The sequence below is a fragment of the Denitromonas iodatirespirans genome, from assembly GCF_018524365.1.
Lineage (GTDB): Bacteria > Pseudomonadota > Gammaproteobacteria > Burkholderiales > Rhodocyclaceae > Nitrogeniibacter > Nitrogeniibacter iodatirespirans.
In genome coordinates this window covers 1-13,563 of record NZ_JAEKFT010000030.1, presented here as the reverse complement: position 1 = coordinate 13,563, position 13,563 = coordinate 1, and the positions used below count along the sequence as shown (strand labels likewise).

The window sequence follows — 13,563 nt, the reverse complement described above, 5'->3', positions numbered from 1 at the left end:
TGTGAAGCCGCCAGCGCCGAGTGTGGTGAGCTCGAAAACTGCACTCGAAGATTCGTTGCCAGAAAGCTGCCGAACGCTAATGACTCCACCCGACCCCAAGCGGTCGTTCGGATCCGAGAGCAGGGCGATCGCACCTATTTAGCATAGTCATCCGCCCGCCCGGAGGCGATAGTGTTGGGCACGGCGGCCTGACCGGCAACAAAACACTTGTGCACAGCGCAAAAATCCCGTCCACTCTCGTCTTTTGGACGACCGATGGGAAAGACGCTGGTGGAACATTTTGCCGTGATCGAAGACCCGCGCCGGGGGCGCGTGGCGCACGACCTGACCGAGATGCTGGTGATCGTCACCTGCGCGATGTTCTCCGAAGTGGAGACCTTCGTGGATATCGCTGAATGGGCGCGTCACAAGGAAGCCTGGCTGCGCCGATTTCTCTGCCTGGACAATGGTTTGCCGTCTCACGACACGCTCAACCGGGTGTTTCGCCTGCTTGACCCGAAAGCCTTCGAAGGGGCCTTCCGCGCCTGGGTCGGCGAGACCTTGCCGGCATTTCGACACGTTGCCATCGATGGCAAGAGTCTTCGAGGCACCGACAAACGCAACCCGGTCCACATGGTCAGCGCCTTCGCCACCGAAGTCGGGTTGGTGCTGGCGCAGCGCGAAGTGCCCAACAAAGGCAGTGAGTTGAGCGCGATTCCCCACCTGCTCGACGCGCTTGAGTTGCGCGGTGCGCTGGTCAGCCTCGATGCGCTCGGATGCCAGCGCGATCTGGCGCGGCAGATCCGTGGGCGCGGCGCCGATTACCTGCTGGCGGTCAAAGGCAACCAGCCCGGCTTGCGCCAGGCGCTTGAAGACGCTTTCACTGACCAACCCGATGTCCTGAGCGACGAACATGTCAGGCAGGGGCATGGGCGAAAGAGCATGCAGATCGCGCAAGTCATTCCCAACGATGGTCAGGTCGATCGCGAACAGTGGCCCGAGTGCGCCAGCCTGGGGCGCGTCCTTTCGCTGCGTGTTCCGAACGGCAAACCGGCGCGTATCGAGACGCGCTACTACATCAGTTCGGCTGGGCTCGACCCTGATGAACTGGCCGATGCGGCCCGCAGGCACTGGGCGATCGAGAACGACCTGCATTGGCGACTCGACGTGATGCTGCGAGAGGACGCCTGCGCCGTGAAACGCGATCATGCGCCCGCCAACCTGTCGATCGTCCGTCGCATCATTCTGAACATGCTCAAGCTCGATACGACACATCCGAAGCGCAGCGTGAGGTTGCGCCGAAAGTGCGCCGGTTGGGACGACGATGAGCGCATGCGCGTACTGCAGATTCAGCCGTTATGATGATCGGATGCAATCGCCCTGATCCGAGAGGGGATCATGTCGGTTGGGTTGAGCGCAGCGAAGCCCAACGTTCAGCGGTGCAATTGTGGGCCACCGAGTGCTGGGCTTCCTTCGTCAGCCCAACCTACGTTTGCTGACGCGCCGCGTTTCCGGACGATCTCAATATCCAGCGCCCGTTGTTAAGCTTTCACCGCCTTTGGCGCTTTGGGGGATCGCAGCCCGGACGAAGCGAAGCGCAATCCGGGGGCTACGGTCGATCAAGCGATGAATCCCGGAGGCGGCCTAATTCGGATTTAAAACATGATCCAATGATCAAACGGTTTGCTCATCACGGAAGACAAATTGGTTAGCCGGAGTTCGCCCTCAGGGCTTGCCTGGATCGGATGCGGCAGTAACGTCGATGTGGGCTCGGCCGTTAGCTTTGTCACATAGTAAATAGGGCCTTCCGGACCCTGTATTCGTCGAAGCGCGAGGTATTTGCCGTAGGCGCCCGGATCGGTCGTGATCAAGATGCGCCGCTCATGGGGGCGTGTCTTACGATTGACCTTAACAAATAACGTTACGTGCTCCCGTTCTTGCCAAATTGGATTCTCGTCGTCCACTCGCAACATCGGCATGCTCGAAACTCGGGAAACTGAGTAGTCATCATTCAGGACGACTACGATAGGAGCAAATAGCTGCCTTCGGTTTTCGATTTTGCTGCTGAATGACTCGATCTTGAAATGGTAAGTTCTTCCGTCCTCCGGAAGAGTAAGAAGCCGACCATATGCCGCCCCCTTGGAGATGCCGATTGGTTTGCCCGTTGCCGTCACTTTAAAGTCGAATGACGCTCCAACTTCATTGATTGGAAGTGTGGGCAAGTCTCGTATGTCTGCGCAGCAAGTCTGAGCATGCAAGTGCGCTACAGCCTCTTCAGTTGATACGACATGACCGGTTTGGCGCGGATGCGTAGCGCATCCGACAAGGAGCACGATGAAGAGAATGGAGGTGTATTTCACGGCAAGCACCAGTGCGAAGGAAATAGGAGCGCGCGTAGAGAGCGTTCCGCGCGGCTGGGTACTACGTTTTTGAAACGTAGCGTCAATATTACGACACCGAACTTGATTTACGGCACTTTCGACCTACACCTCAGCGACCGCTCCTGGCCGAGTCGAGCCAAGGCGGGGTTCAATCTCGTCGCCGTTTACCGGTCATTCAACGGGTTCCGGCGAGGGAAATTCTAGCCGGATCTCCAGCGTCCGGTAATGGCCGAATGCAGTCAGTCGATATGACCGGCAAGTTCCCATGACATAGCTGCCGCCTCGATCACGCGTGGTCTATGGGAATCGCCAAGCAGAACATTCAGTCAATTTGCGCCTCATCCGCGTAGTCCTTGCGCAGCTTTTCCGCCACCAATTTGTCCATCTCGCGACGAGCACGTTCCGGCGTTTCGTACTGTTTCAGCAAGGTCCTCCCACCTGTACCAATCCGACCATAGGTAACCGTCAAGTCAACACCTTCAACACGCACCTGCCAGAACTTGCGCGAAGCCCCTTGCTCGCACACAAGTCTACGCTCGCAAGCCTCCTGCTCATCGGTCGAGGACTTGTCGGTCTGGAGCGAGGGCCGCTCCGCCGACGGTTCCGATCGCGCTGGCATCTTGGACATGGGGTCCCTGTGTTCCAACTGCACATCAAGCGCCCGGTCTTCGTCCTCCACCAACATGTGCTCGATGCGCGCGAGCACCGCCTCGGGGTCTTCCAACCAGTCCTTGCCGGGAACATCGAGCACGCGCCATCCGAAACTGCGCAGGATCGCCGGCCGGAACACATAGCGTTCGGCAGAATCGCTGACATCGGTACCAGGATCATCCAGCAAGATGGCCAGCGCATAACTTGAGAGATCCGGCGCCACGATGGCCAGATCGCATCGGAAGCCCGAGCGACCTACATTGATTTCCACCCGATGACCTCGGGCACGCAGGGCCTCGGCAAGGGCGTCACGAATGGCATCTTCGGGAATATCCCGATTGAACGCCTTCCTCGCGCCCTGACCGAATGTTCCCAGCACCGACTGGGCACGATCGAAGAGACCGGCAGCACTTGCCTGGGCAAACTGCAGAAAACCTCGCAATGCGGCCGCCCCGTCGTTGTGCACATTGGTGATGGCCTCGGCCTGGATGGTCGTCACCACGGCCATGCGATGGCGCGCCCGGCTGAAGATCACGTTCAGACGTTTCTCCCCACCGCGCTGGTTGATGGGGCCGAAATTCATCAACATCTTGCCGTTCGGCCCCGGGGCGTAACAGATGCTCAGGATGATGATGTCGCGCTCGTCACCCTGCACGTTTTCGAGGTTCTTGACGAACAGCCCGTTGAATTGGCCTTCGTCTTCACGGACGTATTCGCGCTCCAGGCGCACGGCGAAGTCGTCATCTTCGGCCGCCAACTCATCCAGCGCCGATTCGATCGCCCCTTGCTGTGCCTCGGAAAAAGCCACAATCCCGATGCTCAGCCCTGTCTCGCGCCCGAGCAACTCGCGTACCGTCCTGGCGATGAAACGCGCTTCCGGCACGTTGCACCGCTCCTCGTACACACCATCACCGAGCAAATGGAAACTGATGGGACGTTCGAGCAACTCGTCCGCACCGATGACCGCAGCCCCCTCATCGTCGGAATGCAATGGCGGCACGTCTTCGTTGGGCTGCTCGAGGGCCCGGTCTGGAATGGTGACCAGCCGACCGTCGTAGAACGCAGCGTTAGAGAAACTGATCAGCGATTCATGTCGGCTACGGTAGTGCCAGGCGAGCAGCGTCGCGGGCAGATTTCGGGCTGCCTGATTGAGCAGGCTATCCGCGTCCAGGTTGATGGCGATACGTTCGCCTTCTTCCTCCACGACAATTTCGTCGTCACCCTCGCTACTGCTGGTCGAAAAGAAGCTGGTGGGCGGCAACTGCATCTCATCGCCGACTACGACGACCTGGCGCGCCCGGCTCAGCGCGGGCACAGCCTCTTCCATGGGGATCTGGCTGGCCTCGTCGAAGATCACCACATCGAAGAGATCCGGCGACAACGGCAAGGTATCCGACACCGATAGCGGGCTCATCAGCCAGATCGGCTTCAGATCGTTGACCACCAGACCGGTATCTGCGTCACACAGATCGCGGATCGAGCGCAAACGCATGCTCTTGCCGAATTCGTGCTCCAGCTCACGTCTGCCCGCGGCGTACCGCTTCTTGAACGCCTTGCCTTCTTCGTCCAGCTGCGTGGCGGAGAGCATGGACTGTCGGACATGCTCGGAGAACTGCCGGTGCTGGGTGGCACCAACCACCTCCGCATTGAGTTGATGCAATTCCCGTTGGCCTTGCGCGATGGCGCGCGCCGACTGAGCCAGCCCGGCTCCACCAAACCGCGCCAGGACGGAATTTTGCCGTTCCAGCCGCTTCAGGGCCTCATCCAGCACCAAGGCCTCGAGGACGGTTGGCGGGTAATCCAGGACCCCCACGGTATCGACAACCGCGAGATCACCGTCGTGGAGTGCCCGCAACAGGGGCAGCATGTCAGGCAGATCATCGAGCACCTCGCGCAGATCGCGCCCCAACTCTCCGACTTCGCCCAGGGGGATGTCGCCCGGAAGACACAGCGCTTCGCGCAGGGTCTCTTCCAGCCGCTCAAGTGAACTCTGCGTCTGAGCCTCGGCATGCGCGGCGGCCACCGGATCGCCGGCTTGACGCAGGTGATCGACAAGACGATGAGTGGCGCCGCCCGATTTCAGGCGCTCGCCTAATTCGTCCACGGCTTTCATGAAGTCCTGCATGTCGCCCACGTCATAGCGCTTGCAGCTTTCCGCGTTGACCTTGTCGAACGCCGCGATGGCGGCATACTCGGCGGACAGTGCTTCGAGCACCCGCGTGTAACCAGGATGAACCGCATGCTTGCCGAAGTCGTAGCGGCGTTTGAGTTCGCCGCGCAGACGCCACCAGGCCGGTTGCAGCCAGCGCAGTACGGATGACTCAAGCCGCTTCGTCAAGTTCAGCCCCGCCTCGGTATCACCGGCGGTCAGCTTGACGCGCCAATGCGCGGTCTCCATCGTGGCCGCGGAGACCGCCTCGGCCCGTGAGACGATTTCACGGCGCAGCGCCTGTACCTCGGTGAAAGCGCTCGAACCTGCATCGAGGATGCCCAGATGAGCGGCAAGCCCCTGATCCAGCAGCCACCGGCTCTCTGCCGCAATCGCGATCGCTTCGTCGAGCGGAAGATCGCCACGAATAAAGCGTCCCGAACTCTCCAGATGCGCATCCAGCGCATCGAACTGAGCGTCGATATCGGCGCACGCCTGCTCGGCGCGACTGAATGGGTGTTCATCGCGCAACAAGGTCGCAGACAGACGCGCAAATGGGTGCCCGGCAAAACTGTTCAGCCCGAAGCGCTCGCGGATGAAGCCGTAAAGGCGGTCGACGAGCGGTCGTTGGCGATCCCACTCGGCCAGGCGTGGCAAGCGCTCGCGCAGTCCAGCGCCGACATCCGGCACCTGAGGCGAGCGCACGATCCGACGAAGCAGCCCACGGACATTGCCACCGAGCCCGTCATGCGTGTCGGCCATGGCAGATTCGAACGCCTCGATACGCGCCTGATGGGCGGACAACACATCCACGACTGCCTGGCGACGTGCCCGGCGTGCCTCACTTTGTTCCTGCGCCGACATCCATCGCTCGTAACACGCCTTGAGGTCCGCAACGAACGCCTTCTTGTCCGCCTGCGAATCGTGGATCAGGCAACACAGCGGATCGAGGCCGCTTTGTTTCAGACGATGGTGCACCACGTCGAGCGCCGCGCGCTTTTCGCAGACAAAAAGTACGCGCTTGTCGCGGCCGGCATAGTCGGCGATCAGGTTGGTGATGGTTTGCGACTTGCCCGTGCCCGGGGGGCCTTGAATGATGAAGCTGCGCCCGTGACGAGCCAAGCTCACGGCGGCGTTCTGCGTGGCGTCCGCAGCCACCACGTTCCATTGCTCTGCGGGTTGAAGCGGTGGGGGCTCGTCGGTTTCGATCTCGCGCGGATCGACCGAGAAGACGCGGTCGAACGCCGGGTTCTCGGTCGCCTCATCGATCAACTGCCGATAATCGCGCACCAGCGACATCTTTCGATAGTTGAAATTCGCCAAGGTCACCTGGGTCAGATCCAGATCCCAGGCAAAGCGGTGACCATCCGATTCTTCCAGCATGTAGCCTTCGCGCACCTCCTCTGTTACTTCGACCATGCGCGGCCGACGCAGGTTTGGTTCCGGCACCGCGCCGGCTTCGAAACGCTGAGGCAGCGGGCTCGGTCGCACCCAGTAGTCGAACAGCGCCTGCCCGAGTGGTCGATAATCGTCTTGGGCGTAGCTGTATGGCGGCAGCCCTGCCTCGCCGGAAACACGGCGCGTGCTTCCAGAGGATTTTCGACGCTGGTAGCGCTGCATGCGCTGCAGCGCCTTGTGACGCACCAGACGGATCGCCGCCTTGTCGACGAGACGCAGTTCCACGGCCGGTTCGGTGCGACGGATCTGGGCCAGCACGTCGGCGTGGATGGCTTCAATCGTGGTTTTGGTCAGATCGACCGACTCGGGCAATTGGATGCCATAGAGCTGGTCGAGGTGATGCCGGAGCACCGGATTGAATTCGGCCTCGACCCCATCCCCTTGGACGACATAGTGGTCCCGCACGCCTTTGCGTTTGACGAGACTGACCGGCAACCACAGCAAGGGGGTGACGATGCGCTCGTCCGGGAACTCCTTCAGGTTGTGCCAACGCAGGAAGGCCACGACAACACGCAGATTGCTGAAGCCGTATTCGGCCCGGTCACGCCGCGCCTCGGCGATCAGCCGATCGAGGGCGGCAGGCAGATAGGGTTGATCCTCGAAGCGCAACCAGCGCTGCAGGGACACCGCCTTGCCGGCCAGCAGATCGGCGGCGAACGGACCACCCCAGGTACAGATATGATCCGCGCGAATGCGTTCGACCTGGAGCATCAGGGGCACACTAGCCACGGTCATGTTCACGCTGGCCGCCGTCGCCTTGTAGTAGAGCAGTCGATTGCGCCGAGAGATGTCGAACAGGCGGTCACGCAAGTGACCGAGCACCGCTGTCCGTCGGGAGGCCAGACCGGAGGCCCCTTCGAGCGCCCGGTCTACGTCGACACCGACGGGCTGGTCACGCCAGGTGCGCAAGCGGGTTGCCAGGTCGGCCACGTCCGTCGCACGCTCGTGCCGGTTGATCTGCGTCATCTCGACGATCACGGCGGCCACCACCGGGTGCAAGCGGGCTTCGAGCTTGAACAGATCGCGCCGATGCAGCACGAAGTTGCGCAAGTCATCCGGATCGGAGAAATCAAGCCCGCATGCCAGCGCTGCCAACACCATGCCAAGCAGGAAAACATCGGTGATTTCGTCGTGATGACCCAGCGCGATTTCCCAGCTACTTGGGCCGGGGAGGTATACCGGGCGTTCGACGGGCGCGGAAGCATCGAGTTGCACCGCCCGGTCCGACACGTCACGAAGACCGTCCTCGGTGGGATCGATCTGCAGGGCGCCGACAATATTCAGCCCCGAGGATGCATGGGGTTGTACACGGTGGACGGCGCTGATGTTCATCACTGGAGCTTTGCCTGCGAGGCGGCGTAGCGTTAGCCCACCGTCTTCACCGATCAGAACATCGCGCCAATCGAGCGAGGCCACCCGGCCATGCGCATGCAACGACGCCACCTGCTCGAACAGCGGCAAGACCAACACCAGGATGTCATCTGTCGGGAGTCCGTTGCCTGCTTGCGCCGCGATCAGCGTGTCCAGAGCCCGGGTGTTCTCCGTTGCATGCGTGTATTCGGTCATGCGCGCACCTCGTCGGTCAGCTGACGCGTGTATCGCTCCAGCTCTCGCTTGCCGAACCCGGCGTCGCGCCGCAGATTGGTCTGGAGCGCCTCAAAGCTGCCCAACTGGGTCGCGATTCGGCCTGCACGCAACAACCCTGCATCTCGCAAATCCGGGTCGGCCAACGCCAAATCCATCATCAAGGCATTGAAATAGCGATGCACGCTGTCATCCATCACGTCACTTGCGAAGGTTTCCGGGCCAGCGGGGATTTCATCGTTCTGCCAATCCGGGAACATCCCCCGCACCTGGGTCATGACGGTTTCGCTGACACAGTCAACATCCGCCAGGTAGTGCGCCAAAAATCCACGTGAAAGTGCCTGCAGTCGCGCCTGGTCCAGCAAGTCGAGTTGGTCGAGCACCAGCGGGCCGATCAGCCGTTTTCGCAGCCAGGTTTCCAGGTCGGCGTGTCCCGCCCACCACAGGGCCACGGCCCGTGCGCGGATGAAGGTCTCGGGGTGCGAGTAGGCAGCACTGGCGCTCTTTTCGGCTGACTCGATCTCTTCGGCCTGTCGAAGATAGGCTGCGGCATCGACGACCCCCATGCCAGTGACGACCTTGACCAGCGTGGACACCGCTGGTTCGACGGCGCCTGCGGCGATGGCGCCACCACGATCGGCAAACAACTCGGTATGCAGGCTGTAGCGCCGATAGGTCTCGCGATGGCTTTCACATGGGCCGTGCGCAGCCACGGTGTCGTGCAAGATCCGGTCGGCGACAAGGAATTGCCCTTCGTCCCGGGACCACAGCAGGTGGTGCGCCAACTCGTGGCCGAATACGGCGAGCAGTTCATCGGACGACAAGCGCTCGAGCAAGGGCCCCTGAAGCACCATATGAATTTCGCCTGGCACGAAGACCAGCGATGCATTCATGTCCTGCCCCGGAGACTGATACAAGGTTGCGCCTCCCTCGATCCCTAGCCTCGACATGGCAGTAGTCAGAGCGGCGTGCACATCGCCGTGTACCTGCGCATCGATCCGATAGGTATCGCGCAAGAGTTCGGCACGCAAGGATTCCAACTGCTCGGCACGAACGGTGCGCTCAGCAGCCCATCGCCAGACCTCCGGCTCGTGCCGACGCAGGTAGTCCACCACCTTGGTGTGATAGGTCAGCGGCAAGAGCTCGCCGCGATCCGGGACGAAAGACATGGGTAGCCTCCGCAGGAAATCGCGGTTGATTCTACAAGGCGCGACGCTTCGATGTTCAAGTCATAGCCACGGGTTCACCGGCAACATGCGTCAAAGTACGCAAAATGCATTAAATTGCCCCCAGGGAGTTCCTCTCGGCGCTCACCCTTCCAGCGGTCAAGCTTGGCGTAACAAGGCAAAGCACAGCAGCGGCTGTCTGAAGCGGCTTTCCATCAACTTATTTGTTGCACAACGCGTCAAATTAGGATTATATTTGTCGCACGCAGCAACAAAACAGGTGCTCAAATGAACTCCTTCAAGGTCTATTCAAACACTGGCGACAGGCTTGTCCCCGTCGATGTGCGGGCTTTCGTCTTTCCGGGCGGAGAGGTCCAGGTGCAGTGCGGGGCCCTGCCCGAACGTGTGCGCGAAGTGCGGATCGATGCCGACTTGCGCAGCAGCGACGACATCATGGCGCTCTTGATGCTCACCGATGCACTGCGCCGCGTGATGCCTTCACGTGCTCCGCTGCAACTGCGCATGCCCTACGTGCCCTATGCACGTCAGGACCGCGTGTGCAATCCGGGAGAGGCCTTGTCGGCCAAGGTGTTCTGCTCGCTGATCAATGCCCAGGGCTACGATTCGGTCACGATCCTCGATCCGCACAGCGATGTGGTCGGGGCGCTCATCGACCGCGTGTCGATCATCCAGCCGAGCGCTCCGGCTTCCGCTTTAGCCGAGCGCCCCGAATTTGCAGGTGATTTCGCGCTGGTCTGCCCGGACGCGGGAGCGCGCAAACGCACCGTAGGCATTGCCAAGGCGCTGGGCGCCACCCGGATCGTCTATGCGGACAAGCAGCGCGATCTGGCGAGCGGCCGAATCCTCGACATGACCATTGCCGGGGGCGTACCCGACGTACCCCTGCTGGTCGTCGATGACATCTGTGACGGCGGCGCGACATTCGTCGAGCTTGCCTCGGTACTACGCCGCCACACCGATCGCCCCCTTTATCTGTATGTGAGCCACGGGCTCTTCAGCAAGGGACTCGCCACCCTCCTCGATGCGTATGAGCGCATCTTCACCCCCAACAATCTGTCGGGCCTCGACAACGAACGGCTCGTTATCCTCTAAGGAGCGCATCATGATCTTGAACATCAACCCCTTGAGCCAGGCGGATTTCTACAAGACCGGCCACATCTTCCAGTACCCCGAAGGCACGACCGAGGTGTACAGCAACTTCACCCCGCGCTCCGACCGCCTCGCGCCGGTGCTTCGCGATCGCTTCGATTCGAAAGTGGTCTGGTTCGGCCTGCAGGGCTTCATCAAGATGTTCCTGATCGAGATCTGGAACGAGAACTTCTTCAAACAGCCCAAGGACGTGGCCATCGGGCGCTACAAGCGGCGTCTGGACTGCGCACTGGGCCCGGGCGCGGTGGATGTGAGCCACATCGAAGCCTTGCACGATCTGGGCTATCTGCCGATCGAAATCAAGTCGCTGCCCGAAGGCTCGCGCGTGGACATCCGCGTGCCGACGATGACGATTCGCAACACCTCGGACGCACGGTTCTTCTGGGTCACCAACTATCTGGAAACCGTCATCAGCGATGAATTGTGGAAGCCCTCGACGGTAGCCACCATCGCCTACGAGTATCGCCGTCTCCTCGAGGATTTCGCCGAGCGCACGGGTGCGCCAAAAGCGTTCGTTGACTGGCAAGGACACGATTTCTCCGCACGTGGCATGAGTGGCTTCATGGACAGCATGAGTGCCGGCGCCGGCCACCTGCTGAGCTTCTATGGCACCGACACCATCGCGGCGATCGACTACCTGGAAGACCGCTACAACGCCAACGCCGAGCGCGAGATAGTCGGCGGCAGTGTGCCGGCGACCGAGCACTCAGTCATGTGTCTGGGCGGCAAGGAAAGCGAGATCGGCACCTTCCGGCGCTTGATCACCGAGATCTATCCGTCAGGCGTGGTGTCGATCGTCTCCGACACCTGGGACTTCTGGAAGGTGATCACCGAATATGCCCGCGAGCTGAGGCCACAGATCCTGGCGCGCACGCCGAACGCGATCGGGCTGGCCAAGGTGGTGTTCCGTCCCGACTCGGGCGACCCGGTGCGAATCATCGGAGGGTACAACTGCGTCGAGATCGACCGCATGTCGGACTTGTCGTCAGCCATTGAACAAGGCGCCGAGGCGATTCAGGTCAACGGCAAGTACTTCATCCTCGATGGCGCCGGCGAGGAGCCCCTCTTGCGCGAAGCGCGGGAGGCCGAGGTAAAGGGTGCCGTCGAGTGTCTGTGGGACATCTTCAGCGGCACCGAGACCGACAAGGGATATCGCGTACTCAACGAGCGTGTCGGCCTTATCTACGGCGACTCCATCACACTGCAACGCGCCGAGGCAATCCTCAACGCGCTGGAACGCAAGGGCTTCGCATCGTGCAACGTGGTGTTCGGCATTGGCTCCTACACCTACCAGTACATCACGCGTGATTCCTTCGGCTGGGCAATCAAGGCCACCTCCGGTGTCGTCAATGGCGAACGCATCGCGGTGCAAAAGGATCCCGTGACCGACGGAGGCGCCAAGAAGTCCGCATGCGGCTTGCTCCGCATCGAACAGGAGGGCAATCGCTTCGTGCTCTACGACAATCAAACCGAGGAACAGGAGCGCCAGGGCGAGCTGCGCACGGTGTTTGTCGATGGCAAGCTGGTTGTCGACGAAGATCTGGCCACCATCCGCGCACGGCTCGGCGCAGTAGTGTGAGTATCCACAAGCACACCGGCGACCTCCTCGAGGTCGACACGGGAATCATCGTGCACGGATGCAACGCCCAGGGGGTCATGGGGTCCGGCGTCGCCAAGGCGATCCGGGCCCGATGGCCCGAAGCTTTCGAAGTGTATCAGGCGGCACACGACTCACCCGACGGGCTGCAACTGGGCAGCGTTAGCTTTATCCAGGTCGGCAAGCATCTATGGGTAGCCAACGCAATCACGCAGCGGTTCTATGGTCGTGATCATCGGCGCTACGTTGACTACGATGCCGTACAGAACTGCTTCGAACAGGTCGCCCGGTTCTCTCAAAACAATGACGCGCTCTCCATTCACTTCCCCTTGATCGGCTGCGGCCTGGGTGGCGGCCGATGGAGCGAAGTCGCGCCACGCATCGTCGCCGGCGCACCAAACAGCGATCGGAATCTGTGGGACCCGAACGAGACGTCGTGCGGGTGATAATTGAACTCAAATCCTCAAGGGAAAGAATTCGCAGCAATGCCTGAGCACGAAAGCCCCATCGTCACTGTCGATATCGTACTGCTGACTCTTGAGGACGAGCAGCTCAAGGTCACGCTCATGGAGCGGACAAAGGAGCCGTTCGCAGGACGCCTGGCACTACCCGGCGGTTACGTGCACACCAACACCGACCAGAACGGCGACGACGCAGCCCGACGCATCATGACCACCAAACTCGGGTTCGCGCCTTCGCACATGGAGCAACTGGAAACAATATCGGGCCCGACACGGGACCCAAGAGGCTGGTCGGTCAGCATCGTTTATGTAGCGTTGATTTCCCGCGAGGCGTTGGCATCACACTCGGCAATTCCCCTGCATCTCTATCCGGTCGCAGCCTTGCCGGAGCTGGCCTTTGATCACAACAAAATCGTCAGGCGCGCAGTTGAGCGTCTACGCAGTAAAGGAACCTACTCAACGCTTCCGTGCCATCTGCTGCCGGCCCGGTTCTCGATTCCGCAGATGCATCACGTATTTGAGCTGGTGCTAGGCGTACCGCTCAATCGCACGAGTTTCACCCGCAAGGTGAGTGAAATGGGGATTCTTGAGCTTGCGGGGAAGGAGCCGGCAGCTGGACGGGGGCGCACCGCAGCTCAGTATCGCCTCAAGGAAGAGGTAAGCTTCTTCCACCGTCCTTTGGGAGATGGCATGTAGGAGGCTGATTCACCTCCTGGCGAACAATGGGGCAGTTCCTCGTATCGTCAGGTGGGCAATTTTCGCTCACGCCTTAGAACCTTGACCACTACACACGAGTGCGGCTCTGGCGAATGGTAGCGATTGAGCGCACTGAATCGCCCCGGGTTTGGTGGAGGCTCTCCCTCTTGAGAAGATAGAGCCATGAACACCATGAAGAAGAAACCCGTGAAGTACTCCCCCGAAGTCCACGAGCGCGCCGTGCGCATGGTTGCCGAGTGTCGAGGCGACC

8 protein-coding genes are annotated in these 13,563 nt (G+C 61.0%); 5 read left to right on the top strand and 3 right to left on the bottom strand.

Going from position 1 to position 13,563, the window contains the following annotated elements; all coding sequences use genetic code 11:
• Positions 1-255: 255 nt before the first annotated feature.
• The gene (locus I8J34_RS19880) at positions 256-1,341 is read left to right on the top strand and encodes an ISAs1 family transposase (protein ID WP_214363413.1); all 1,086 of its coding nucleotides are present in this window, start codon (positions 256-258) and stop codon (positions 1,339-1,341) included.
• Positions 1,342-1,634: 293 nt separating this feature from the next.
• Here the strand turns inward: I8J34_RS19880 and I8J34_RS19875 are convergent, their stop codons facing one another.
• The 3 genes from I8J34_RS19875 to I8J34_RS19865 all read right to left on the bottom strand — a co-directional run bounded on the left by I8J34_RS19875 (position 1,635) and on the right by I8J34_RS19865 (position 9,371).
• Positions 1,635-2,339, bottom strand: a complete 705-nt coding sequence (locus I8J34_RS19875) for a hypothetical protein (RefSeq protein WP_214363381.1) — start codon at positions 2,337-2,339, stop codon at positions 1,635-1,637.
• Positions 2,340-2,682: 343 nt separating this feature from the next.
• Complete coding sequence (locus I8J34_RS19870) at positions 2,683-8,184, bottom strand: AAA domain-containing protein (protein ID WP_214363380.1); 5,502 nt, start codon at positions 8,182-8,184, stop codon at positions 2,683-2,685.
• Positions 8,181-9,371: a M48 family metalloprotease gene (locus I8J34_RS19865; protein ID WP_214363379.1), complete on the bottom strand. Its 1,191-nt coding sequence runs from the start codon at positions 9,369-9,371 to the stop codon at positions 8,181-8,183. The genes I8J34_RS19870 and I8J34_RS19865 overlap by 4 nt, the downstream gene beginning before the upstream one ends.
• Positions 9,372-9,656: 285 nt before the next feature.
• Between I8J34_RS19865 and prs the strand changes: the two genes are divergently transcribed.
• From prs to I8J34_RS19845, 4 genes are read left to right on the top strand one after another with little or no spacing between them, the layout of a single operon-like run.
• Positions 9,657-10,481, top strand: a complete 825-nt coding sequence (gene prs, locus I8J34_RS19860) for a ribose-phosphate diphosphokinase (protein WP_214363378.1) — start codon at positions 9,657-9,659, stop codon at positions 10,479-10,481.
• Positions 10,411-12,117 carry a nicotinate phosphoribosyltransferase gene (locus tag I8J34_RS19855; RefSeq protein WP_214363377.1) on the top strand — a complete coding sequence of 569 codons (1,707 nt, stop codon included), beginning with the start codon at positions 10,411-10,413 and terminating at the stop codon, positions 12,115-12,117. The genes prs and I8J34_RS19855 overlap by 71 nt, the downstream gene beginning before the upstream one ends.
• Positions 12,114-12,581, top strand: a complete 468-nt coding sequence (locus tag I8J34_RS19850) for a macro domain-containing protein (RefSeq protein WP_214363376.1) — start codon at positions 12,114-12,116, stop codon at positions 12,579-12,581. Before I8J34_RS19855 ends, I8J34_RS19850 begins: the two co-directional genes overlap by 4 nt.
• Positions 12,582-12,620: 39 nt before the next feature.
• Positions 12,621-13,292 (top strand): NUDIX hydrolase, encoded by a 672-nt coding sequence (locus tag I8J34_RS19845; protein ID WP_214363375.1) that lies wholly within the window; start codon positions 12,621-12,623, stop codon positions 13,290-13,292.
• The last annotated feature ends 271 nt before the right edge of the window (positions 13,293-13,563 follow it).

Bases quoted from the DNA above. Each gene is read 5' to 3' on its own strand.
- I8J34_RS19880 (WP_214363413.1), top strand. From the start codon at position 256: ATGGGAAAGACGCTGGTGGAACATTTTGCCGTGATCGAAGACCCGCGC.
- I8J34_RS19870 (WP_214363380.1), bottom strand. From the start codon at position 8,184: ATGACCGAATACACGCATGCAACGGAGAACACCCGGGCTCTGGACACG.
- I8J34_RS19865 (WP_214363379.1), bottom strand. From the start codon at position 9,371: ATGTCTTTCGTCCCGGATCGCGGCGAGCTCTTGCCGCTGACCTATCAC.
- prs (WP_214363378.1), top strand. From the start codon at position 9,657: ATGAACTCCTTCAAGGTCTATTCAAACACTGGCGACAGGCTTGTCCCC.
- I8J34_RS19855 (WP_214363377.1), top strand. From the start codon at position 10,411: ATGCGTATGAGCGCATCTTCACCCCCAACAATCTGTCGGGCCTCGACA.
- I8J34_RS19845 (WP_214363375.1), top strand. From the start codon at position 12,621: ATGCCTGAGCACGAAAGCCCCATCGTCACTGTCGATATCGTACTGCTG.